Genomic DNA, 23,234 nt, shown 5'->3' with positions numbered 1-23,234 from the left:
GGACAGGACTTGCCGCTCGGGACTATTGAGGATCACTTCTGCTGGGGAAAGCGTCGGAATTGTGATAGTATTGTTGGGGAACAATGTTATTCCGGATTATTGCGAGGCAGACCGGTGGGGTGCAGAGAAATAGTTGATGGGGAAAAGATATAGGTTGATGAGGATTTCTGATCGGCGGGGCGATATGAGATAGTTTTTGTTGGGGAACAATTACTTTAGGGATTATTGTAAGGATCGGCCGGGGTACTTTTAAGGAAAATGGGGATAAAATCACGAGAAAAAAATAAGATGCGCTGATAAAGCGCATCTTATTTTTTTACTTCTTTTTCGGAATAAAAATCTGAGTGATCATATCGCCGTTTATCAGACGGATATTGTTTTTCTCTTCTACCTTTATCCAGTTATCCTTTATAGAAATAACATTGGCTTTAAATCCGCTGAGCTCGCCCTCAACACAGATAATAACTTCTTTTCCTATGCAGTCATTGAGCAGTTCCAAAGGCATTGTTCGTTTTACCCCTTTCTTTTTCATTCGTAAATTCTTTTTTATTATTATTTTTCTTCTTCTGTCCCTGCTGACTATAATACAGAAAACTATCAGAACAGAAAGAAATATGTACCAGTGTGACGGAATAATAAACACCTCCTGAGGAACGAACGGTGATAATACCGCATAATTCCTTTTCACAGTTTTAAAGTATATCATAAACTTTTATTAAAGTCAAATCAATATTCCGGATATGATATGAATACAGCCGATGAGAATCTTCTGATTCTGTTTACTGCTTCATGGTTTAAAACCAGTATTGCCAAAATGGTCAGAAAGTGTTATAATTATATTGGTCCGCGTGAAGCAGCAGGACCGGTTATATTTATGCTAAGGAAACATGGTTTGCAGAGAAAGAAAACCATATTATAGTATACGGAACATGTTTTTCGTTTACTATTCAGAATACGGAGGTTTCCCTTATGATCAAAAAAATAATAGCTTCGGCTGCAGTGCTGTGTTTGTGCGCTGCAATTACTTCCTGCGGCGGTAAAAAACGCTGCCTCTTCTTCGGATGAAAAAAGTACAGTCGCATCATCAGAAAACAGTATATCGGAAGATAACAGTGCTGAATCTGCTGTATCCGCAGAACAAATCAAAAAAGATAAGGTTACAAATGATTTTACCGGTATTGACAGCGAAAAAGAGATAAAACTTCTTACTTCAGACAAATACCATCTGATTCTGTCAGCAGATGTTTCAGGTTCTTCTATGAAACAGGATATATACTATACCAGAAACGGTATACTTGTTAATGTGGATTTTATGGATACGGTCTACAGCACTCTTTACAAGGACGGTTTTCAGTATACTCTGATCGATGACATCTACTATAAGGTTCCGGTGGATGACGCTGATGATAATTCAGTGGATATGTTTGCGGATTATGGTTATGTTGAAAGCGGAGAAACCGAGCTTGAAGGAAAGACATATAAATATGATGAATTCTATCAGGGAACAACTGATACTTTTTCAAAATTTTTAATCGATAACAATAAGCTTTATGCGATACTCAGCGAAGACGGATCAGCCATGTACATTGAAAAACTTGACGACAGTTTTGAGGAAAGCATTTTATCAATGCCTTCTTCAGCAAAAGAAGTGACTCAGGAAGAATTCAATACAAAGTTTGTTGAAAAGGTAGCCGGTAAAATTGAAGAATAAAAACAGACTGGCTTCTGTTTTCTATAATGTCTAAAATAAATTGGCTCATGCGGATGGTATTTTACTAAACTGACAATTTTTAGTTTTGGCTTCTTGATTTGAAAAAATTCTATTGACAAATAAAATCAGATATGCTAAAATACCAATTGAAATAATTAATAAACCTGTGATGCGAAGATAAAATCATGTCATGCGCCTACAGAGAGCGGGGACGCTGGAAAACCGCGGAAATGCAGTGTGATAAATGGATCGCTGAGGGTGAAGTGAAAAATACATTAGTATTTAGTAGCGGAAACGTAAGCCGGCGTTAACGGCAGAAAATGTGTTGGCATTTTCGTAAGCGGTCTGATCTTTTCAGACAATTAAGGTGGCACCGCAGAGAGTATTCTGTCCTTATGTACCCTGGTTATGGGGGTACATAAGGATTTTTTTGTGTCCGGGGTCAATTACGATACTGACAGCACTCCATTAAAAATTTTTTATTTTTGAAAGGATGTTTAATCATGGAAAACGTAAGCGAAAAAAGAGTAGTTAAAACACAGGAAACTACAGGATTCGGACTCAAGGAAATCATTTTTGTAGCTGTTCTTCTTGCTGCAGGTGCTGTTCTTAAGTTCTTTGCCGGATCAGTTATCAACTTCGGCGGAATGAAGCCAAACTTTATTATTGCAATGTACTGTCTTGCTATTCTTGTAATCAGACCAAAATTCTCAGAGGCAGCGATTATCGGTATACTTGCCGGTGTAACATGTCAGTTCTTCCCAGGTACACCTTTTATCAATATCGGAAGTGAGCTTGTTGGTGCGCTTCTTATGTACCTCCTTCTCAAGATCCCGATGAAGTTCGGCAAGGTCGATATCGCTCCTGCAGTATGTACATTCATTTCAACATTTACAAGTGGTATGGTTTATCTCGGACTTCTCTACATTCTCTACTATGCAGGTGCAGATGTAAAGCCGGTTGCTCTTTCAGTATTCATGGGAATCATTATGGGTACATCAGTTATCAACACAATAATAGTTTCAGTTCTTTATGCTCCTGTAAAGCTTGCATTTAAGAAGTAATCGATAATCATAACATTTAAGACAGAATAGCTTATAGTGAATGTCGGACCCGGTTCCGGCATTCACTATAATTTTGATATAAACTTTTTTTATCAGACAATAAATATAAATCACAAACGGAAGGAAAATTGCAGATGATCGAATTTAACAATCTGAAGTTTATGTATTCGGGCGGTAAGAAATTTGCTCTTGACGGTATTGATCTGACAATTAACGACGGTGAGTTCATCGGAGTAATAGGACCAAGCGGCGCAGGTAAATCGACTCTTACCTATGCGATCAACGGAACAGTACCACACCACTACAAGGGCGATTTTTACGGTGCTGTAAAGGTGAACGGCCTTGATACAGTTGATAACAAGCCTGAAAAGATAGCAGGGGAAGTGGGATGCGTTTTTCAGGATATCGACGCTCAGATGACGGCAACAATCGTTGAAGATGAAATACTTTTCGGACTTGAAAACTTCGGATGTCCGGCTGAGGAGATAGAGGAAAGAATAGATGAAGCTCTTAAAGCTCTTCGCATTGAAAAACTCCGTACCAGAAGTATCGGAACCTTAAGCGGTGGTCAGAAACAGAAAACTGCAATAGCGGCGATGATCGCACTCAGACCGAAAATACTTGTTCTTGACGAACCTACAGGTGAACTTGATCCGCAGAGCAGCCGCGAGATATTCGAACTTCTGAAGGAACTCAACCGGAAATACGGTATGACAGTTATCGTTGTTGAACAGAAAATCATGCTTCAGTGTGAATTTGCTGACAAGCTTCTTGTTATTGACGGAGGAAAGGCAGTTCATTTCGATACTGTTGAAAAGGTACTTGAACACAGTGAAGATCTTGAAAACATGGGCATCAACTGTCCGCGAATCGTAACACTTGCAAGAATGCTCCATGAAAACGGACTTTACAGCGGTGAATATCCGGCTGAACTTGACAGTGCGGAAAAAATGGTTCGCAGTATTCTTTGACCGCGGAGGAAGGACAATAAATGATCGATTTTAAAAATGTATGTTTCAGATATGAAACAGAAGATACTATTAAGAATCTTAACTTTCATATAGATAAAGGGGATTTTGTTGCAATACTCGGTTCCAACGGCGCCGGTAAAACAACAATGAGCAAGCTGTTCAACGGTATATTAAAGCCGACATCAGGCGATGTTACCATAAATGGTTTCAACACAAAGACAACACGTACAAGTATGCTTGCGAAACATATAGGATTTCTGTTTCAGAACCCGGACAGACAGATATGCAAAAACACAATACGTGACGAGCTTATGTTCAGCATGGAATGCATAGGAGCTGATACGGCTGAAGCTCAGAAGCGTGTTGATGCTATAATAGAGAAATTCGGCTTTGATCCGACCCATGATCCGTTCAGTTTAAGCCGCGGTGAACGCCAGAAGATCGCACTTGCATCAATTATAGTCACTGAACCGGATGTTCTTATACTTGACGAGCCTACTACGGGACTTGACTACGCAGAGTGCATGCAGATACTTAATATAGTATCTGAACTGAATTCACGCGGCACTACTGTCGTTATGGTCACTCATGATATGGAACTTGTTCTTGACTTCGCTAAGAAAGTCCTTGTGATGACTGACGGAAGAATGATAGCTTTCGATGAAATGAGAAAAGTCATGAAGAACATGGAAGTACTTTCCGAAGCGAGACTTTTACCGCCTCAGATAGCTGATCTCGCTCTTCGCTTTGAAGGCTTTGACGATGTTTATACTCATGAGGAAATGCTTCAGAAAATCAGAGAAAAGGTGAGGGTGTAAACAATGAAAGGATTTCTTGACTATAAAGACGGTAATTCTGTGTTTCACAGGATGAATCCGCTTTCAAAGCTTATTCTTGCTGTTGTACTCTGCGCAATGTGCTTTGTAAGTTCAAATATATATTTCGTAGCCGGAGTTATTGTTATAAATCTTCTTATAGCATTTGCAGCCGGAATACATAAAATGGCTTTATCTATTTTATCTGGCCTTTCCAAACTTTCTGTTGTACTCTTCATTGTACAGGTCCTTTTCGTTAGAACAGGAAATACGCTTTTTACAATTCCGGGACTTAAATTACCGATAACGGATGACGGCGTGTATTTTTCACTTCTTTTTGTACTCAGACTCCTGGCAACAGCTCTTCCGCTTGCGATTATGCTCTCAGTTACACAGATGAGTGATCTTGCAAACGTAATGGTTTCAAAGCTGAAAATACCTTATAAATATGCATTTGCAGTTATCACGGTAATTCGTTTTATTCCGGTATTCGCATCTGAAATGGCTGGCATTATCGAGTCACAGACCGCACGAGGCGTTGAATTTGATACAAAGAATATCTTCAAAAAAATAGGACTTATAATTCCTCTCTGTGTTCCGCTCCTTATATCATCTGTTAAGAAGATAGATTCAAGCGCAATAGCAGCAGAGCTTCGCGGCTTCAACCGCAGAACAGCAAAAAGCGGATATAAAAAATATCCTTTCGGCAGCAACGACATCTTTGCTGTACTTATCTGTGCAGTGGTTATCGCCGGGGGTATAATGATATAAATTAGTTACTATTCACGGCCAAATAATGTAAAATAGAAAAATGATAATGGTGCTGAAAACATTGAAAATGCGATGTTTTCAGCACTGTTTTTTTACGTAAAAAAAGTACAAAAAAGCATAGTGGTATTTGTTTAAATAGATACCAATAAAACTATTGACATTTTCGTTGGTATGTGATATAATAATAAGTACCAAGTGTAGAAAGGAAGCTGAAATCATGTCGATTGTACGCTACACAGATAAGAAAACCGGAAGAGTGGTTCTTTATGAATCAACATCACACTACGACCCTGTAACCAAACAATCAAGACCAATACGCAAGTATCTTGGAGTGGAAGATCCGGTAACGGGAGAACTGATACCGTCTACAGGAAAGCCGGGACGAAAGGCTAAATCAGAATCAAATAGCAATACTGTTGAAACGAAGGTAACAGCAGAACCGGATTACAAGGAAATCATAAAAAAACTAAAAGAAGAAAGTATACAGAAAGATAAAAGAATCAGCGAACTTGAAAAACAAAATGCTATTCTTAAAAATCACTTACTGAACATAAAGGAATCAGCAGAAAGAGCGCTGGAACAGAAATAAAACAGAACAGGAAGCAAGCTATGAACAGGCAGTTTTTTATCAATACATCATTACAATATGAAAATAAAAGACTTAAACGTCTGGTAAAAGAATTTGAAAATGGTGAGAGATATAAAAAACTGCAGCATAATCATCATCTCATATATCTTGGATATCAGAGGCGGATAAAACAGCTTTGCAGACAAGTTCGGTCATCAAAAAATGCAGTGAAGAAAGTACGCGATATCTGGTATGAACAGCTTGTAATTGAATGCGAAAATCACACCAAAGAGCTTGATGAAAAGATAGATACAATCTGTAAATTAAGACAGGAAAACTATGATTTGTTCTGTGAGTATCAAAAAAAGCTTGCTAAGAAGGACGAAGAATATCAAAAAGCACTTGACGAGAAAGACACCATAATAGAAACACTTAAAGCCGAGATCCGGCATATGAAAGCGGTACAGGACAGAGATGGAACCAATACATCTCTGCCTACATCGCAGACACCAATCGGGAAATCAAAAGCAAGACCAAACAGCAGAGAAGAAACCGATAATTCCAAAGGAGGCCAAACAGGGCATAAAAGATCAGAGCTTGAACCACCTGCAGAAGAAGCAATAACTGATATAACGGAACATTGTTTAACTGAAGATGACTGTTGTCCGAAATGCAAAAAAGATGAGTTTGAATATACCGGAAAAACAGAAAATCGCTATGAAATAGAAGTAGAAGTTAAAGTAAAGAGGGTGAAGCATAAGTATTACGTCTACAAATGTAAGAATTGCGGGACCCTGGTGATCAGCAGAACGGCACCTGAAAAAAGAACGAAAGTAAGATATGGAGCAAACGTACAGGCAATGATACTTGTTTTGCTGAATATTATGAATTCGTCAATAAATAAGGTTCCTGTATTCTTTCAGGGCATAACAAACGGAGAGATCAGTCCGAGTGAAGGGTATGTAGCTAAAGTACAGGCCAGAGCCGCCAAAGCACTGGCAGTTTTTCATAATGATTTGCGAAGGGAGTTACTTAAAAGACTGCTCATTTACTGGGATGATACCGTGGTTTACGCCGATACCAAAAGAATCTGCCTGAGATTTTACGGAGACGAAAGAATCGCGTTCTTTGCAGCCCATGAAAACAAAGATATGAACGGAATTCTTCTGGATGGAATACTTGAAAATCTTTCTGCTGAAACATCTGTTATGCATGATCATAACAGCATCAATTACAATGAACGTTTTGTGTTCATAAATATTGAGTGTAATGCACATTTGCAGCGCGATCTTCAGAAACTTGCAGATGAAACCAATCATGAAGTACTGCTTGAAATAAAAGCATTGATATCAGCAACGATAAAAGACCGAAAGAATCTGATACAAGCAGGAACAACACGATTTGATGATGGATATCTTGAAAATTTTGAAAGCAAGCTTACAGAACTTCTGCAAAGAGCAGAAACGCTGGCAGAAGCGAATACATCAAAATATTCAGGCGGTCCGGAACGCGCTCTGATACGCAGAATCATAAAATATCGCAGCAATTACTTCGCCTGGGTATATGATTTCAGTCTGCCTACAACAAATAATCTCTCAGAACGAGCACTACGTGGGACGAAAACAAAAATGAAGGTGTCAGGTCAGTTCGCATCTTCAAAAACAGCAAATAACTATGCAATGATTCGTACATACATTGAAACATGCCGAAGAAATGGAATCAACGAATATGATGCATTAACAAGATTATGTGATGGTAACCCATATACTGTCGAAGAAATATTTGCTGAATGTGAATAATAAAAAATACAGCACCACCAGGCCGGTAATAAAACCGGTCCAGTGGTGTTGTTTTCTTTTGTACTGGGAAAATTAGGTCGTGAATAGTAACATAAATTAAAAATTAATTTTCCGTTTATATAAAAAATGCTTGACAAACCCAAGATTTATATGGTAAAATAATAAAGCCGCATGTATACAGGTTCGCAAGATGTTCCGCACTGACGAAACACACCTTGTACAGCGAGTTTTTTGGAAAGGAAGTAAACCAAAATGTACGCAATTATCGAAACTGGTGGTAAGCAGTATCAAGTAAAAGAGGGCGATGTAGTATTCATCGAAAAGCTCGCAGTTGAAGCTGACGAAAAGGTTAGCTTTGATAAGGTTGTTGCTGTGAACACAGACAAGGGTCTTACAGTTGGAGCTCCATACGTAAGCGGTGCTACAGTATCTGCTACAGTTGTTAAGAACGGCAAGGGCAAGAAGATCAACATTCTTACTTACAAGCCAAAGAAGGGTTCTTCAATGAGAAGACAGGGCCACAGACAGCCTTACACTCAGGTTAAGATCGAAGCAATCAAGGCTTAATCACGAATGATAACTGCTGTTTTTTATAAAAAGGGCAGTGATTTTTCGGGTTTCAGAGTCAGCGGACACGCAGGTTACGACGATCACGGATTTGATATTGTCTGTGCCAGTGTCTCATCTGCGGTTGAACTTACAGCCGATCTTATAACTGACAGTTTTAAGTTTAAGGCTGAAACGGAAGTTGCAGACAATGTAGTTACTCTGAAGATTGCGGAAATCAGTGAAGAAAATCAGAAAAACAGCTTCTACGATCATCGCAGGGCTTAAAGTTCATCTTGATTATCTTGGCAAATCTTTTGAAAGAACGATTAAAACTAAAATTTCGGAGGTGTAAGATATGTTAAATCTTAGTATGCAGTTTTTTGCTCATAAGAAGGGTTCAGGTTCTACTAAGAACGGCCGTGATTCTGAGTCAAAGAGATTAGGTGTTAAAAGAGCAGATGGTCAGTACGTTAAGGCTGGCAACATCATCGTACGTCAGCGTGGTACACACATCCATCCAGGTAATGGTGTAGGTATCGGTTCTGATGATACTATTTTCGCTATGGTTGAAGGAAGAGTTAAGTTCGAAAGACTCGGCCGTGACCGTAAGAAAGTATCAGTTTACGCTGCACAGTAAAATAACGCTTTTTATTTACAGTAAAAATCCCGAGCATATGCTTTGCTTGGGATTTTATTGTATAATGTCATGTGCGTTCAAGCACACATGGAAGGTGATTTAAAATGTTCGTAGACAAGGCGAAGATCAGAGTCAAAGCCGGAGACGGCGGAGACGGTGCGGTATCATTTCATCGTGAAAAATATGTCGCTGCCGGTGGCCCGGACGGTGGAAACGGCGGCAAGGGCGGAGATGTTATATTTGTTATAGATGATAACTTCTCGACCCTTATAGACTTTAAATATAAGAAGAAATATATTGCTGAGCGCGGAGAAAACGGAGGCGCAAAGCACTGTACCGGTAGAAACGGACAGGACCTTATCATCAAGGTCCCGCGCGGTACTCTTGTAAGGGATTTTAATACCGGTAGAATAATAGCTGACCTTTCAAGAAAGGACAGACAGGTTATTGCCAGAGGCGGAAACGGCGGCAAGGGCAATTCTGCATTCAAGTCGCCTACAAGACAGATACCTAAGTTTGCAAAGCCGGGTTATCCGGGTGAGGAGTTTGAACTTTCACTTGAACTTAAACTTCTTGCAGACGTAGGACTTGTTGGTTTCCCGAATGTCGGAAAATCAACTCTTATTTCTGTTGTCAGCCAGGCGAAGCCTAAAATAGCAAACTATCACTTTACTACTCTTGTACCAGTTCTCGGAGTTGTAAAGGTTGAAGCCGAAAAATCTTTTGTAATGGCAGATATTCCTGGCCTTATTGAGGGCGCAAGCGACGGTATAGGACTCGGACATGAGTTTTTAAGACATGTTGAACGCTGCCGTCTTATCCTTCATGTACTTGACGTATCAGGTTCAGAGGGAAGAGATCCTGCCGAAGATTTTGACATAATCAACGCTGAACTTGAAAAGTTCAGTCCAGACCTTGCAAAATGTCCGCAGATCGTTGCTGCCAACAAATCAGATATGGCTTCACCTGAACAGATCGGTGCGCTGAAAAAGTACATCGAGGACAAGGGTTACGCCTTTTTTGAGATTTCTGCTGCTACAACACAGGGAACAGCAGAACTTATAAAATACATTTCAGGAGAACTCGACAAGCTTCCTCCTATCAAGGAATATGAACCTGAAGAGATCCCTGAAGAAGAACTCATGCAGATCGAGGATGACCGAAAGAAGATCACTGTTACAAAGGAAGAGGATATCTATTTTGTCGAGGCAAACTGGCTTGAACCGATTCTCAGAACAGTTGACCTTGATGACTATTCATCACTTCAGTATCTTCAGAGAGTCCTTCAGACAAGCGGTGTATTTACCAGACTTGAGGAAATGGGTATTGAAGAAGGCGACACAGTCGATATTTTCGGACTTGAGTTTGAGTACGTTAAGTAGGGGTGAAGCTTACGGATAAAGTTTTATCAGCAAGGGAAGCAATGCAGTATTCTCCGCTCACGCTTGCTTTTTTAGGAGATTCTGTTTACGAACAGCTTGTCCGTGAGGATATTGTTCTTAAAGCGAATACCGCTGTTTCCAGGCTTCATGCTGCATCGACAAAAAAAGTATGTGCAGTTTTTCAGTCGAAAGCCTATGATGTTATACTTCCGCATCTTGATGAAGATGAAACATCTGTTCTCAAGAGGGGGAGAAATGCAACAGGCTGTTCAGCACCGAAAAGTGCCAGTATTATAGATTACAGAAGGGCAACCGCAGTTGAGTGCCTTTTTGGTTTTCTGCATCTTACAGGCAGAAGAGAACGTATTGAAGAATTAATGAAAATCATATTATCTGAAACGAAGGAGGATGACTGAAATGTCAGGACATTCAAAATGGAGTACAATCAAGAGAAAGAAGGAAGCTACTGACCAGGCCAGAGCAAAGATCTTCACAAAGATCGGTCGTGAAATGACAGTATGCGTTAAGGAAGGCGGCCCTGATCCGACAACCAACGCAAAGCTTCGTGACCTTATTGCCAAGGCTAAGGCAAATAATGTACCAAGTGACAACATCGACAGACTTATCAAGAAGGCAAGCGGCGGCGAAGACAAGAGCGACTACATCTCTATCGTATATGAGGGATACGGCCCTAACGGTATCGCTGTTATCGTAGAAACACTTACTGACAACAAGAACAGAACAGCCGGTGATGTTCGTCATTACTTTGATAAATTCGGCGGCAACCTCGGAACAAGCGGATGCGTATCATTCATGTTTACAAGTCGCGGTATAGTTGAAGTTGAAAACAACGGCTACGATGAAGACAAGCTCATGGAAGACTGCGTTGAATCAGGTGCAGATGACTACAGCATCGAAGATGATACAGTAGAATTTATCTCAGCAGCTGCCGATCTTCACGCAGTAAGAGATGCTCTCACTGAAAAGGGTTATACAATTCTTTCAGCTGAAACAGCTCAGATCCCTGACAACTACGTAACACTTACAGATGAAGAATCCATCAAGAAGATGAATCTCCTTCTTGAACATCTTGAAGATAACGATGATGTTCAGAACGTATGGCATAACTGGGAGAATCCTGAAGCTGCTGAAGAAGAATGATCATGTCAGGATTTGTATGTCCTGTCTGCGGCGGTGTACTTGAAAACCGTGACAAGTCTCTTGTCTGTGAAAAGAATCACTGCTTTGATCTTTCAAAAAGCGGATACGTAAATCTGCTCATGTCACAGAAATCCGGAAATCACGGCGATGACAAAATCATGGTCCATGCCCGACGCGATTTTCTTGATAAAGGCTATTACAGCGCTCTCCGCGATAAGATAAGCGAGACAGTTTTAAAGTTTTCGCAAAACGGTTCCGTTATACTCGATGCCGGATGCGGTGAATGTTACTACACTTCCGATTTTTACGAAAAACTTCAGAGTGCCGGTATCAGTGCCGCGGTGCTTGCCGTTGATATATCAAAAAATGCGCTTGCCTGTGCAAAGAGCAGGTCGAAGGGGATAGAAAAGGCAGTTGCAAGTATTTTTCATCTTCCGCTTTCAGATGCATCATGTGATATAATCGTAAATGTATTTGCTCCGTTCTGCGGTGAGGAATTTAAAAGAGTACTTAAAAAAGGCGGTATCTATATTCAGATCATTCCGCTTGAAAATCATCTCTGGGAACTGAAGGAAGCTGTTTACGATAATCCGTATAAAAATGAAGTAAAAGAATATGCTATAGAAGGATTCGAACTTGCGAGATGCAGTGAACTCCACCGGAAAGTAAAACTCGGATCATGTGAAGATATAAAAAATCTTTTTATGATGACTCCATATTACTATAAGACGTCGGAAAAGGATTTTAAAAAGCTTGAATCGATCGATTCAATGAAGGTGAGTACGGAGTTTGCGGTTCTTGCATTCAGAAAATTATAAGGAATTCAGTTTTTCATTTCAAAGGAAATGCTTCTAAAGTCAGCATTTTCCAGAAAGATGAAAGGGGTACAGATATGACAGAAGAACAGATTGAATTAAAATCGGAGGAATATGTTTCAGTCAGATATATGCAGTATTCACTGTACGAGAAGTATGCTAAAAAATTCGGACTTGGATACAAAAGCCTTTTCGTGCTCCGTATGCTTTACACAGTGCCGGAAGGATGTACGCAGAATGATATCTGCCGTTCTTCAGTTATAACCAAACAGACAGTCAGTGCCATTATGAAGTCGTATCTCATCAAGGGATACATTTCAATGGAGGAGATCGCATCTGACAGAAGAAACAAGCTTGTTAAGCTTACCGAAGAAGGCAGAAAGTATGCAGACAAAATTATTCCGACGATAATCGATGCGGAACACCAGAGTATGTCTATGCTCGGCGAAGAAAAAATGAATGAGATGATCAGTCTTTGTTCAAAGTATGCTGAAAATCTTAAAACCCTTATAAAATAATTTAAGGAAACACTGATTAAATCGGAAATATTGCGGGGCTTTGCCCCGTGCCCAGCGCTGATTTATGAATAAATCAGCGTTTACTTAAGGAAACACCGGAGTGTAAGCATTGCCTGCAGCTCCGGTAATTTTTTTATTGAAAATGTGTATAAAGTTAAACGCTGGAAATTGTGCAATGTTACAAATGTTCCGGAAACTCAAATATTTAAGCTTTCTCATTCGTCTTATATATGAAAGCTTTCAAACGGAGTGTAACCCCATATGGTGAATAATGAGAATTTAAAGTATCTCATCCTGCGGATACAGGATAATGACAGACAGGCACTGTCTGAACTGTATTCAATGATGAAAACAAGCGTTTACTCACTGGCGCTTGTCTATACGCAATCTGATTTCGATGCTGAGGATATAATGCAGAATACTTTTCTGAAGGTCTGGTCGGCTGCTCCTTCGTTTTCAGGAAAAAATGCGAAGTCATGGATCATGATGATCGCACGCAATATGTCGATCGACTGGATCAGAAGCAGTAAAAAAGGTCTGATCTTGATGAAAATATTCCTTCTGATGACTGCTTTGAAAAGATCACTGTAAGTGAAACCGTAAAAGCATTGTTTAAGCATCTGAAAGAAGAGGAACGTGAGATAGTTCTTATGTACTCCCAGGGGTTTACTCATGCAGAAATAGCAGAGATCACCGGGCGCCCGAGAGCAACTGTTATCTGGAAATACAACAATGCGATAAAGAAATTAAAAAAGATTTCCGGAGGTGATAACGTTGACTGAAAAAGATATACTTAAAGATATAAGGGAAAGCTTTGAAGCTTCAGGGGATCATCTGTCAGATGATTTTCTGAGAAATGCTGACCTCAGAAGAGAAAACAGAAACGTTACATTATCCGGAAGGAAAAACCGGTTTCCGGTAATAGCAGCATGCGCATCAGCAGCTGCGGTATTTTCACTTCTTGTTGCGTTCCATTTCTATGATCTCGGAAGAAAATATGATCACGAACTAATGCTTCCTGATATTACTTCAGGAAACAATGATCTGCATGACTTCACCGGAAATGATATGTATACAAATGCTGAGAAAAATACTACTGCCGGAGAGCGTACAGCTGCTTACAGCACTCCTGAAAACAGTACTGATCTGCCGTCCGGAATATTTTCATACGAAGTAATTACCAGCGGAGATAATACCGGATCAGCCGGAAAATCAGAAACCGAAAGCCAGCAGCGACAGACTGATGCTCATGCTGCTTCGCAGACAAAACCGTATACAGTGCCTTTTACTGAAGGTATGCATACTACCCCGCGGCAGAACACTGAAACTCAGGCCTACACAGTACCGGTTACAGTAAATGCATCGACAGAACCGTGGTGGAACATCGGCACATATCCGTGTACAACTGAAGCGACAACAAAAGCAGAACCGGCAACAGAACCATGGTGGAACATCGGCACCTATCCGGTTACAACTGAAGCAACAACGAGATCCAGACCAGTAACAGAACCGATCGGCACCTATCCGTGCACAACTGAGGCTGAACCGGCAACAGAACCATGGTGGAACATTGGTACTTATCCGTGCACAACTGAGGCTGAACCGGTATGCACCACAGACTGTGTGACAGAAGCATATACTGAAACACCTGCAGAATCAACAGATGCGGATGATATAAATTTCTATATATCATCGGGATCAGAGTGGGATGAAAATGAGGATCCGCTTATAATTGAGGATGACAGATTTTTCTACTCGATACCGCATCCCGGAAAATATACGGTAGTCTTTGACGGCGGTTATCGCTGTACGCTGAAATATGCTGTGATCAACGGCCTTGTAACGACAGAAGAACTGCTCATTGCACATGTTCCGTACACGAAAGTCACCTTTAAAAACTAAGAAAAATAGATCAAACCGGACACCCGGCTTCGCACCGGAACCTTACGCTGATTTATGAATAATTCAGCGTTTTCCAAAGGAAGCATGAATGAGAAAGGATGAAGTTAAATGAAAAATAACAGAAAAACAGCAGCATTTATTACTGCACTTGCAATGATAATAACAGCAGCAAATATTAACGGCGGCAGAACTATAGAAGCAAAGGACGAAATAATATACGGAGATCTCAATTCAGACAGTATAGTTGATGTTACAGATCTTTCAATACTTTCGCTTTATCTTATAGGAGACCAGAACTTTGAAAATGATGAACTCAAAGAAGCAGCTGACGTTGAGTATGATCATTCCGTAGACATTGGCGATCTGGCATGTTTAAGATCGTTCATCTCCAAAAAGAGAGAAAATATCGGAAAGGAAACTGCACCGGCAGATTCTACTAAGATGACAGTAAACGCTGACACGTCAGAACTTAAAGATATAACCAGACAGTGTATTACTTTTGACATTGATAATTACTATAACAATATGAAATGTGCTATTTACAGTAATTTCATAATGAATCATGGGGATTATGGAAATGATTATACAGCAATGATTTCGACAAAGAAAGAATATGACGAGTGTATCGGCTGCTATGAAATGGCTGCAGATGCTTTCGAAAAAGCAGGAATAACTGTAGGTGATGACTTCTTTGAAAACAAACGAATAGTGATAGAAATGAATCAGCAGGAAGTCAACGGTATGGGTCAGAAACTTACTGCTGTAAAAACTGATTCAGACGGTAATGTAAATCTTTATTTTGACAGATATAACCCCGGTACAATGACATGCCTGGCTTCGTATTACTACAACGTAGTTATTGTGCCGGATAATCCGCATAACAACAGCAAGGCTTCAAGTCATTACAATACCATAGATATGTTTTCAGAAGGGACTGGTATAGCGTTTACTTAAGACGCGTAAGTCAGATACGCTATTATAATGACATAAATCCTTGATCGATATGTTATGTAAATTAGATCAACATGCCAAAATATCAGAAACGTGATCAAATAAACTTTACAAACAAAACCGTGTGTGCTATAATATAATGAAAGTCGGGTCAAAAACTGACTTTTACTATGATTTACACATAACTCCTTTAAGTTGATCCGGAGAGGTCGGCAAGGTATTTGTTTTAAGTTTACGAAGCGGTTCATCCGGTATTTTCAGGACATTACTGTATCCTGCGGATATGATCTGCTTACATGATTACGTTAAATAAGCTTGGGATAATTGTACCTGTCTGACTTGTGCGGACAGGTATTTTTGTTGTAAAGAGGGTTTGTTTCTTGAAAGAAAAAGCAGTTATCCTTGACGAAAGTGCAATAAGAAGGGCTGTTACGAGGATCACCTACGAGATACTCGAACAGAACAAGGGGGCGGCTGATCTTTGTATAATCGGTATTCTTACAAGAGGTGCTTTTCTTGCTGAGCGTATCTCACAGAAAATAAAAGAGATCGAAGGTATTAAAGTAGAGTGCGGAAAGCTCGATATAACACCGTACAGAGATGATAAACGAAGATTATCTGAACCGGACGGCACATCTGTTGATTTTGATATAAATAACAAGGTCATCATTCTTGTTGATGACGTTATATACACAGGCAGAAGCGCGAGAGCGGCTATTGACGCCGTTATCGGAAGAGGAAGACCGCAGCGTATCCAGCTTGCAGTTCTCATTGACCGCGGTCACAGGGAGATCCCGATAAGACCGGATTTTGTAGGAAAGAATCTGCCTACTTCTCACGAAGAGATGGTAAAGGTACAGGTAACAGAGATGGACGGCACAGACAGTGTGACTATCTATGAACCTGAATCATAAAGTCAGTTAAGAAAACATTAGATTTTAATGAACCGGGAAACCGGAATGGTCTTTGTTTTCTTTGAATTGTTTACAGAAAGGATGAGTGGGAAAAATGAATCAGAATATCATAATCAGAAACATTTCAGTTGTTGACAAAATGCTTTCATCTGATAAAACCTATGATATTTATATCCGTGACGGAAAAATACAGAAAGTCGGAATCGCTCCTGAAGACGATAGCGCAGTTGTTATCGACGGTACAGGTCTTACAGCGTTTCCGTCTTTTTTTTGATATGCACGTGCATTTCAGAGATCCGGGCTTTACTCACAAGGAAGATATACTTACAGGTGCGGCAGCAGCTGCAGCAGGCGGCGTAACAGGGGTTCTCTGTATGCCGAACACGAATCCTCCTGTCGACAACGAGGAAACTATTAATTACATAAAGGACAAGGCTGCTCAGACTGGAATAGACATTTACCAGACAGCATGCATAACAAAGGGAATGGCCGGCGGCGAGCTTGCTGATTTTGAAATGTACAAAAGACTCGGCATAGTCGCAGTTTCCGATGACGGAAAACCGGTAAAAAATGCAGAACTTATGCGCAGGGGACTTATAAATGCTGATAAGTACGGCCTGCTGCTCACTTCGCACTGCGAAGACATGGACATAATCGGAAAGGGGATCATGAACAAGGGTGCCGTTTCTGAAAAGCTTGGCGTTCCGGGCATGGACCGTGCGTCAGAAGACAGCATAACAGTAAGGGAAATGGCTCTTGCAGGTGCGGCCGGAGTTCCGGTGCACATAGCACATGTAAGTACAGAAGGAAGCATAGGCTTTATAAGAGATGCAAAGAAACGCGGACTTAAGGTAACCTGCGAAACAGCTCCGCACTACTTCATCTTTACCGATGAAAAGCTTCTTGCCCGTGATGCAGACTTCAGAATGAATCCGCCTCTCCGCGAAAAACGCGACGTTGAAGCGATTACTGAGGCAGTTATCGACGGAACAATTGACTGCATAGTTACTGATCATGCACCGCATGCGGCAAATGAAAAGGCTGATTTTGAAAAGGCTCCTAACGGTGTTGTAGGCCTTGAAACATCATTTGCCGCGACAGTTACTTATCTTTACCACACCGGAAAGATAACACTCGAAAGAATATCCGAGCTCATGTCAGAGAATCCGAGAAAGCTTCTCGGGCTTGAGCCTGTATATATACGTGAGGGAAGCACAGCGGACATCTGTATAGCAGACCTTAACAGGGAATGGACAGTTGATCCGGAAAAGCTTCATTCAAAATCTCACAACACTCTTTTCAAAGGCGTGACACTTAAGGGAAAACCAGTGATCACGATCTCAAAGGGTAAAATCATTTACAGCGAAACAAAGTAAAACAGGGAGGATATATTTATGTCATTTGACAGACTTATTAAGAACATTATTGACAAGAAGAATCCGACAGTTGCAGGACTTGACCCGAAGCTCGACTACGTTCCTGAGTTCATCAGAAAAGAAAGCTTCACAAAGTACGGCGAGACACTCGAAGGTGCAGCTGATGCGCTTCTTACATTTAACAAGGCTATCATTGATGAAATATACGACCTTGTTCCTGCAATAAAGCCTCAGGCAGCCTACTATGAAATGTACGGCTGGCAGGGCGTAAAGGCTCTTACAGAGACTATTAAATATGCTCAGAAGAAGGGCCTGTTCGTAATGACCGACGGAAAGAGAAACGACATCGGTGCAACAATGACAGCATATGCAACAGCTCATCTCGGTGCTACTCAGGTAGGCTCACAGATGATCGAAGCTTTCGGTGCTGATGCCCTTACAGTAAACGGATATCTCGGAACAGACGGAATCGCTCCTCTCCTCGAGATATGTGAAAAGAAGGACAAGGGCATCTTCGTTCTCGTCAAGACTTCAAACAAGTCAAGCGGCGAGCTTCAGGACCAGAAGATCGGCGACAATACAGTTTATGCAGTAATGGGCGACATGTGTGAAAAGTGGGGAAGCGAACAGATCGGTGAGTACGGTTACTCATCAGTCGGCGCTGTTGTAGGTGCTACTTATCCTGAACAGCTTACCGAGCTCCGTAAAAGACTTCCGCACACATTCTTCCTCGTACCTGGCTACGGTGCTCAGGGCGGCGGTGCTGAAGGCCTTAAGGGTGCATTTGATGCAAAGGGCCTCGGTGCGATCGTAAACTCATCAAGAGCCATTATGTGTGCATACACAAAGGAAGGCTGCGATGAAAAGGATTTTGCAAAGGCTTCAAGACGTGAAGTTATCAGAATGCGCGACGATATAACATCTGTAATCTGCAGGTAAGACTTTTGAAGGGATCTGATAAAATGGCATTATTCAATAAGAGCGAAAAGGCTTATATTCTTCTTGCTGACGGAACTGTTCTCACCGGACAGTCCTTCGGTGCAAAGGGAACTGTTATCGGTGAAGTTGTATTTACAACAGGTATGACGGGATACCAGGAAACACTTACTGACCCGAGCTACTACGGTCAGATCGTTGTTCAGACTTTTCCGCTTATCGGAAACTACGGCGTGAACAAAGAGGACTTTGAATCCACAAAGTCATATGTCAGCGGATATATCGTAAGAGAATGGTGCAATGCTCCGTCAAACTTTCGCTGCGAAGGAAATATCGATGACTTCCTGAAGGAACAGAACATCATCGGCATCCATTCCATCGACACAAGAAGTCTTACCAGAAAGATAAGAGAGTACGGTGTTATGAACGGTGCCATCACAACTGAAGATGTTTTCGCAAAGAAGGATGAGCTTTTAAAGCTTATTAAGGCATATACGATTAAGGATGCCGTTCACACAGTCACAGTTCCTGAAAAGTGTGAATACAAGGCTGAAAACAGTAAGTACAAAGTAGTTCTCATCGACCTCGGCTACAAGAGAAACATTCGTGAGGAACTTCTTAAGAGAGGCTGCGACGTTATCGTTGTTCCGGACAGAACAACTGCAGCTGAGATAAAAGAGATCGCTCCTGACGGAATCATGCTTTCAAACGGCCCCGGGGATCCTTCCGAGAATACTGAGGTAATAAAGAATGTTGCCGAGATCTCAAAGCTCGGAATACCGATCTTCGGTATCTGCATGGGTCATCAGATCATGGCTCTCGCACACGGTGCTAAGACAGAAAAACTTAAGTACGGTCACCGCGGTGCAAACCAGCCGGTTATCGATCTTGCCCTCGACAAGACATTCGTTACGACACAGAACCACGGTTATGCCGTTCTCAATGACAGTGTTGATACATCCATTGCTGAAGTTTCACACATCAATGCAAATGACAAGACCTGCGAAGGTGTAAGATACAAGAACGAAAAAGCATTCACAGTACAGTTCCATCCGGAAGCTCATGGCGGTCCGCTTGACACATCTTACTTATTTGACGAATTCGTACAGTTAATGGAGGAAAAGTAAAATGCCGTTAAGAAAAGATATTAAGAAAGTACTTGTTATAGGTTCAGGTCCTATCGTTATCGGACAGGCTGCCGAATTCGACTACGCCGGTACACAGGCCTGTCGTGCTCTCAAGCAGGAAGGTCTTGAAGTTGTTCTTGTAAACTCAAACCCTGCTACCATCATGACAGACAAGGCGATGGCAGACAAGATCTACATTGAACCTCTTACACTTGACGTTATCAAGAGAATAATCAAAATAGAAAAGCCGGACAGCCTTCTTTCCACACTCGGCGGACAGACAGGTCTTACTCTCTCTATGCAGCTTGCAGAAGAAGGATTCCTCGAAGCGAATAATGTAAAGCTTCTCGGTGCAGATCCGCTTACGATTCACAAGGCTGAGGACAGACAGGCTTTCAAGGATACAATGGAAAAGATCGGCGAACCTTGCATCCCTTCAAAGGTCGTTGAAACTATCGAAGATTCTGTTGATTTTGCAAAGATAATCGGTTATCCGGTCATCGTTCGTCCTGCATTTACTCTCGGCGGTACAGGCGGCGGTATTGCAAAGAATGAAGAAGAACTCCGTGATATTGCCAAGAACGGTCTCCGTCTTTCACCTATCACTCAGATCCTCGTTGAAAAATGTATCAGCGGCTGGAAGGAGATCGAGTTTGAAGTTATCCGTGACAGCAAGGATAACTGTATCACAGTCTGCTCAATGGAAAACTTTGACCCGGTCGGCGTACATACAGGTGACTCCATAGTTATCGCTCCTGCAGTTACTCTTACTGACCGCGAGTACCAGATGCTCCGTACAGCAGCTATCAATATTATCAGAGAACTCAAGGTAGAAGGCGGCTGTAACTGTCAGTTCGCTCTTCATCCGGAATCATTCCAGTACAGCGTTATCGAAGTAAATCCGCGAGTTTCACGTTCATCAGCTCTTGCATCAAAGGCTACCGGTTATCCTATTGCCAAGGTTGCAGCAAAGATCGCTATCGGCTACACGCTCGACGAGATCATCAACCAGGTAACAGGAAAGACCTATGCCTGCTTCGAGCCTGCACTCGACTACGTTGTTGTTAAGTTTCCTAAGTGGGCTTTCGATAAATTCGTTTATGCCAAGAGAACACTCGGTACACAGATGAAGGCTACCGGTGAGGTAATGGCTATCGGTACAAGCTTTGAACAGGCTATGATGAAGGCTGTCCGTTCGATTGAACTCGGCGTTGATTCAATGAATCTTAAGAAACTTGAAAAGCTTTCCGATGAAGAACTCATGAAGAAACTCGAAGAGGTTGACGACGAACGCTCATTCCAGGTTTACGAAGCTCTTAAGAGAGGCGTTACCGTTGAAAAGCTTCATGAAATGACCATGATCGACGAGTGGTTCCTTAACAAGCTCCTCAACATGGTAAATCTCGAAAAGTGGCTTGCTGACGGTGAGCTCACAGAGGAAAAATATCTTACCGCAAAGAACTACGGTTATCTCGACAGCACGATCGAAAGAATGTCCGGCCAGAAGTGCCCGATGCGCAAGAGAGCCGTTTACAAGATGGTTGATACATGTGCCGGAGAATTCAAGGCTGAAACGCCTTACTTCTACTCCACATTCGACGAGGAAAACGAAGCAAAGCAGTTTATCGAAAGAACTGACAAGGGTAAGAAGAAAGTCATCGTTTTCGGTTCAGGTCCTATCCGTATCGGTCAGGGTATCGAATTCGACTACTGCTCAGTTCACTGCGTATGGACTCTTAAGGAACTCGGCTACGAAGCAGTCATCTGCAACAACAACCCTGAAACAGTTTCAACTGACTTCGATACCGGTGACAGACTTTACTTCGATCCGCTCACAAAGGAAGACGTTGAATCCATCATCGAAACAGAACAGCCTTACGGCGTAGTAGTTCAGTTCGGCGGTCAGACAGCTATCAAGCTTGTTAAGCATCTTTCAGACATGGGTGTAAGGATCCTCGGTACGCAGGCTGACAGCGTTGACGCTGCCGAAGACCGTGAACGTTTTGACGAGATCCTTGAAAAATGCGGCATTCCGCGTCCGCAGGGTCATACAGTAATGACAACAGAGGAAGCTGTTGCAGCTGCTGAAGACCTCGGCTATCCGGTACTTATGAGACCTTCATACGTTCTCGGTGGTCAGAACATGATCATTGCTCATTCCGAAAAGGATATAGTTGAATACATGGAGATCATCACAAGAACGATGATCGAAAACCCTGTACTTATCGACAAGTACATGATGGGTACTGAAGTTGAAGTAGACGCTATCTGCGACGGCAAGGACTTCCTCATTCCTGGTATCATGGAACACATCGAACGTGCCGGTGTTCACTCAGGTGACTCGATCTCCGTATATCCGGCTCAGACACTTTCCGAAAGAATCAAGAACACTATCATCGATTACACAAGAAAGCTTGCTCTTGAACTCAAGGTAGTAGGTCTCGTAAACATCCAGTACGTTGTTTACAACCACGAAGTTTACGTAATCGAGGTAAATCCTCGTTCATCAAGAACAGTTCCGTACATCAGCAAGGTAACTGGTATTCCGATGGTAGACATCGCAACAAAGCTCATGTTCGGTGCTACTCTTAAGGAACTCGGCTACGAGAGCGGTCTCTATCCTGCTGCTGACTACGTTGCTGTCAAGGTTCCTGTATTCAGCTTTGAAAAGCTCCACGACGTTGATACAATGCTCGGACCTGAAATGAAGTCAACAGGTGAGTGCCTCGGTATTGCGCACACATTTGAAGATGCACTCCTCAAGGGTCTCGTTGCTGCCGGATTCGACCTCAAGAAGGAAGGCGGCGTGTTCATCACAGTACGTGACACGGACAAGCAGGAGATCATCGCAATTGCCGACAAGTTCTCACAGATGGGATTCGAACTCTACGCAACAGCCGGAACAGCCGGTGTACTCAACAGAAACATGATCGCTACGAACCATGTAAACAGAGTATCCGAACCTGAACCGAACGCGATCAACCTCCTCGAAAGCGGCAAGATCCACTACGTCATCTCAACATCAGAAAAAGGCCGTCTCCCTGCAAGAGACAGCGTTAAGATGCGCCGTAAGTCAGTAGAACGTTCAATCTGCTCACTCACAGCGATCGATACCGCAAGAGCCCTTGCAAATGTCCTCCAGACAGGACGTACTATTGATGACGTTGAACTTATCGATATTACAAAGATCTGATAAATAATATTCAAATAAGTAAAAAGCCGATCAGCAAGAAAAATGCTGACCGGCTTTTTTGTTTCGTGCCTACG

Annotated in this window: 26 protein-coding genes; 25 read left to right on the top strand and 1 reads right to left on the bottom strand. The window is 41.8% G+C overall.

Features of this window, described 5'->3' with window-relative positions:
• Window positions 1–316: 316 nt before the first annotated feature.
• Window positions 317–532: a hypothetical protein gene (locus CC97_RS20020; RefSeq protein WP_156036791.1), complete on the bottom strand. Its 216-nt coding sequence runs from the start codon at window positions 530–532 to the stop codon at window positions 317–319.
• Window positions 533–1,258: 726 nt separating this feature from the next.
• Between CC97_RS20020 and CC97_RS05915 the strand changes: the two genes are divergently transcribed.
• The 25 genes from CC97_RS05915 (at window position 1,259) to carB (ending at window position 23,160) form a co-directional block, all read left to right on the top strand.
• The gene (locus tag CC97_RS05915) at window positions 1,259–1,711 is read left to right on the top strand and encodes a hypothetical protein (RefSeq protein WP_044974225.1); all 453 of its coding nucleotides are present in this window, start codon (window positions 1,259–1,261) and stop codon (window positions 1,709–1,711) included.
• 503 nt (window positions 1,712–2,214) lie between these two features.
• Window positions 2,215–2,775 (top strand): tryptophan transporter, encoded by a 561-nt coding sequence (locus CC97_RS05910; protein ID WP_044974224.1) that lies wholly within the window; start codon window positions 2,215–2,217, stop codon window positions 2,773–2,775.
• 134 nt (window positions 2,776–2,909) lie between these two features.
• Complete coding sequence (locus CC97_RS05905; protein WP_044974223.1) at window positions 2,910–3,746, top strand: ABC transporter ATP-binding protein; 837 nt, start codon at window positions 2,910–2,912, stop codon at window positions 3,744–3,746.
• Window positions 3,747–3,766: 20 nt separating this feature from the next.
• Entirely contained in the window at window positions 3,767–4,564 is a 798-nt protein-coding gene (locus tag CC97_RS05900; protein WP_044974222.1) for an ABC transporter ATP-binding protein, read from the top strand.
• Between the two features lie 3 nt (window positions 4,565–4,567).
• On the top strand, window positions 4,568–5,332 hold the full coding sequence (locus CC97_RS05895) for an energy-coupling factor transporter transmembrane component T (protein WP_044974221.1): 765 nt from the start codon (window positions 4,568–4,570) through the stop codon (window positions 5,330–5,332).
• Between the two features lie 217 nt (window positions 5,333–5,549).
• Window positions 5,550–5,921, top strand: a complete 372-nt coding sequence (locus tag CC97_RS05890; RefSeq protein WP_044973469.1) for a hypothetical protein — start codon at window positions 5,550–5,552, stop codon at window positions 5,919–5,921.
• Between the two features lie 20 nt (window positions 5,922–5,941).
• A complete protein-coding gene (locus CC97_RS05885) occupies window positions 5,942–7,699 on the top strand; it encodes a transposase (RefSeq protein ID WP_044973470.1) in 1,758 nt (585 codons plus the stop codon).
• 252 nt (window positions 7,700–7,951) lie between these two features.
• Complete coding sequence (gene rplU / locus CC97_RS05880; RefSeq protein WP_044974220.1) at window positions 7,952–8,266, top strand: 50S ribosomal protein L21; 315 nt, start codon at window positions 7,952–7,954, stop codon at window positions 8,264–8,266.
• A gap of 6 nt (window positions 8,267–8,272) precedes the next feature.
• Entirely contained in the window at window positions 8,273–8,533 is a 261-nt protein-coding gene (locus CC97_RS05875; RefSeq protein WP_049962721.1) for a ribosomal-processing cysteine protease Prp, read from the top strand.
• A 70-nt stretch (window positions 8,534–8,603) separates the two neighbouring features.
• Window positions 8,604–8,885 carry a 50S ribosomal protein L27 gene (rpmA, locus tag CC97_RS05870; RefSeq protein WP_044974219.1) on the top strand — a complete coding sequence of 94 codons (282 nt, stop codon included), beginning with the start codon at window positions 8,604–8,606 and terminating at the stop codon, window positions 8,883–8,885.
• Between the two features lie 104 nt (window positions 8,886–8,989).
• Window positions 8,990–10,267 carry a GTPase ObgE gene (gene obgE / locus CC97_RS05865; RefSeq protein ID WP_044974218.1) on the top strand — a complete coding sequence of 426 codons (1,278 nt, stop codon included), beginning with the start codon at window positions 8,990–8,992 and terminating at the stop codon, window positions 10,265–10,267.
• 41 nt (window positions 10,268–10,308) lie between these two features.
• The gene (locus CC97_RS05860; protein ID WP_044974217.1) at window positions 10,309–10,683 is read left to right on the top strand and encodes a ribonuclease III domain-containing protein; all 375 of its coding nucleotides are present in this window, start codon (window positions 10,309–10,311) and stop codon (window positions 10,681–10,683) included.
• 1 nt (window position 10,684) lies between these two features.
• On the top strand, window positions 10,685–11,428 hold the full coding sequence (locus tag CC97_RS05855) for a YebC/PmpR family DNA-binding transcriptional regulator (protein WP_044974216.1): 744 nt from the start codon (window positions 10,685–10,687) through the stop codon (window positions 11,426–11,428).
• 2 nt (window positions 11,429–11,430) lie between these two features.
• On the top strand, window positions 11,431–12,246 hold the full coding sequence (locus tag CC97_RS05850; RefSeq protein ID WP_049962720.1) for a putative RNA methyltransferase: 816 nt from the start codon (window positions 11,431–11,433) through the stop codon (window positions 12,244–12,246).
• Window positions 12,247–12,320: 74 nt separating this feature from the next.
• Window positions 12,321–12,761 (top strand): MarR family transcriptional regulator, encoded by a 441-nt coding sequence (locus tag CC97_RS05845; RefSeq protein WP_049962719.1) that lies wholly within the window; start codon window positions 12,321–12,323, stop codon window positions 12,759–12,761.
• Window positions 12,762–13,022: 261 nt separating this feature from the next.
• A complete protein-coding gene (locus tag CC97_RS18660) occupies window positions 13,023–13,352 on the top strand; it encodes an RNA polymerase sigma factor (RefSeq protein WP_049962718.1) in 330 nt (109 codons plus the stop codon).
• A 17-nt stretch (window positions 13,353–13,369) separates the two neighbouring features.
• Complete coding sequence (locus CC97_RS19505; RefSeq protein WP_197021828.1) at window positions 13,370–13,543, top strand: sigma factor-like helix-turn-helix DNA-binding protein; 174 nt, start codon at window positions 13,370–13,372, stop codon at window positions 13,541–13,543.
• Window positions 13,536–14,663, top strand: a complete 1,128-nt coding sequence (locus tag CC97_RS05835) for a hypothetical protein (protein ID WP_044974214.1) — start codon at window positions 13,536–13,538, stop codon at window positions 14,661–14,663. The genes CC97_RS19505 and CC97_RS05835 overlap by 8 nt, the downstream gene beginning before the upstream one ends.
• Window positions 14,664–14,771: 108 nt before the next feature.
• Window positions 14,772–15,617, top strand: coding sequence for a dockerin type I repeat-containing protein (locus CC97_RS05830; protein WP_044974213.1), 846 nt, complete (start codon window positions 14,772–14,774; stop codon window positions 15,615–15,617).
• 377 nt (window positions 15,618–15,994) lie between these two features.
• Window positions 15,995–16,528, top strand: a complete 534-nt coding sequence (gene pyrR / locus CC97_RS05825) for a bifunctional pyr operon transcriptional regulator/uracil phosphoribosyltransferase PyrR (RefSeq protein WP_044974212.1) — start codon at window positions 15,995–15,997, stop codon at window positions 16,526–16,528.
• A 94-nt stretch (window positions 16,529–16,622) separates the two neighbouring features.
• Window positions 16,623–16,802, top strand: coding sequence for a hypothetical protein (locus CC97_RS20910; protein ID WP_242848139.1), 180 nt, complete (start codon window positions 16,623–16,625; stop codon window positions 16,800–16,802).
• A gap of 7 nt (window positions 16,803–16,809) precedes the next feature.
• Window positions 16,810–17,904 (top strand): dihydroorotase, encoded by a 1,095-nt coding sequence (locus CC97_RS05820; RefSeq protein WP_242848138.1) that lies wholly within the window; start codon window positions 16,810–16,812, stop codon window positions 17,902–17,904.
• Between the two features lie 18 nt (window positions 17,905–17,922).
• A complete protein-coding gene (gene pyrF / locus CC97_RS05815) occupies window positions 17,923–18,843 on the top strand; it encodes an orotidine-5'-phosphate decarboxylase (RefSeq protein WP_044974211.1) in 921 nt (306 codons plus the stop codon).
• Window positions 18,844–18,866: 23 nt separating this feature from the next.
• Entirely contained in the window at window positions 18,867–19,967 is a 1,101-nt protein-coding gene (locus tag CC97_RS05810) for a carbamoyl phosphate synthase small subunit (RefSeq protein ID WP_044974210.1), read from the top strand.
• A gap of 1 nt (window position 19,968) precedes the next feature.
• Window positions 19,969–23,160, top strand: coding sequence for a carbamoyl-phosphate synthase large subunit (carB, locus tag CC97_RS05805; RefSeq protein WP_044974209.1), 3,192 nt, complete (start codon window positions 19,969–19,971; stop codon window positions 23,158–23,160).
• Window positions 23,161–23,234: the final 74 nt, after the last annotated feature.

It is taken from the genome of Ruminococcus sp. HUN007 (assembly GCF_000712055.1).
Taxonomy (GTDB): Bacteria; Bacillota; Clostridia; order Oscillospirales; family Ruminococcaceae; genus HUN007.
The sequence above is the reverse complement of the archived record's forward strand: the minus strand, read 5'-3'. Positions and strand labels throughout refer to the sequence as shown.

Coding starts and splice junctions, on each gene's coding strand:
- rpmA (WP_044974219.1), top strand. CDS start 8,604: ATGTTAAATCTTAGTATGCAGTTTTTTGCTCATAAGAAGGGTTCAGGT.
- obgE (WP_044974218.1), top strand. CDS start 8,990: ATGTTCGTAGACAAGGCGAAGATCAGAGTCAAAGCCGGAGACGGCGGA.
- CC97_RS05910 (WP_044974224.1), top strand. CDS start 2,215: ATGGAAAACGTAAGCGAAAAAAGAGTAGTTAAAACACAGGAAACTACA.
- CC97_RS05845 (WP_049962719.1), top strand. CDS start 12,321: ATGACAGAAGAACAGATTGAATTAAAATCGGAGGAATATGTTTCAGTC.
- CC97_RS05830 (WP_044974213.1), top strand. CDS start 14,772: ATGAAAAATAACAGAAAAACAGCAGCATTTATTACTGCACTTGCAATG.
- pyrF (WP_044974211.1), top strand. CDS start 17,923: ATGTCATTTGACAGACTTATTAAGAACATTATTGACAAGAAGAATCCG.
- CC97_RS20910 (WP_242848139.1), top strand. CDS start 16,623: ATGAATCAGAATATCATAATCAGAAACATTTCAGTTGTTGACAAAATG.
- CC97_RS05890 (WP_044973469.1), top strand. CDS start 5,550: ATGTCGATTGTACGCTACACAGATAAGAAAACCGGAAGAGTGGTTCTT.
- CC97_RS05900 (WP_044974222.1), top strand. CDS start 3,767: ATGATCGATTTTAAAAATGTATGTTTCAGATATGAAACAGAAGATACT.
- CC97_RS05905 (WP_044974223.1), top strand. CDS start 2,910: ATGATCGAATTTAACAATCTGAAGTTTATGTATTCGGGCGGTAAGAAA.
- CC97_RS05860 (WP_044974217.1), top strand. CDS start 10,309: ATGCAGTATTCTCCGCTCACGCTTGCTTTTTTAGGAGATTCTGTTTAC.
- CC97_RS05850 (WP_049962720.1), top strand. CDS start 11,431: ATGTCAGGATTTGTATGTCCTGTCTGCGGCGGTGTACTTGAAAACCGT.
- carB (WP_044974209.1), top strand. CDS start 19,969: ATGCCGTTAAGAAAAGATATTAAGAAAGTACTTGTTATAGGTTCAGGT.
- CC97_RS05895 (WP_044974221.1), top strand. CDS start 4,568: ATGAAAGGATTTCTTGACTATAAAGACGGTAATTCTGTGTTTCACAGG.
- rplU (WP_044974220.1), top strand. CDS start 7,952: ATGTACGCAATTATCGAAACTGGTGGTAAGCAGTATCAAGTAAAAGAG.
- CC97_RS05885 (WP_044973470.1), top strand. CDS start 5,942: ATGAACAGGCAGTTTTTTATCAATACATCATTACAATATGAAAATAAA.
- CC97_RS05855 (WP_044974216.1), top strand. CDS start 10,685: ATGTCAGGACATTCAAAATGGAGTACAATCAAGAGAAAGAAGGAAGCT.
- CC97_RS05915 (WP_044974225.1), top strand. CDS start 1,259: ATGAAACAGGATATATACTATACCAGAAACGGTATACTTGTTAATGTG.
- CC97_RS05875 (WP_049962721.1), top strand. CDS start 8,273: ATGATAACTGCTGTTTTTTATAAAAAGGGCAGTGATTTTTCGGGTTTC.
- CC97_RS18660 (WP_049962718.1), top strand. CDS start 13,023: ATGGTGAATAATGAGAATTTAAAGTATCTCATCCTGCGGATACAGGAT.
- CC97_RS20020 (WP_156036791.1), bottom strand. CDS start 532: ATGAAAAAGAAAGGGGTAAAACGAACAATGCCTTTGGAACTGCTCAAT.
- CC97_RS05810 (WP_044974210.1), top strand. CDS start 18,867: ATGGCATTATTCAATAAGAGCGAAAAGGCTTATATTCTTCTTGCTGAC.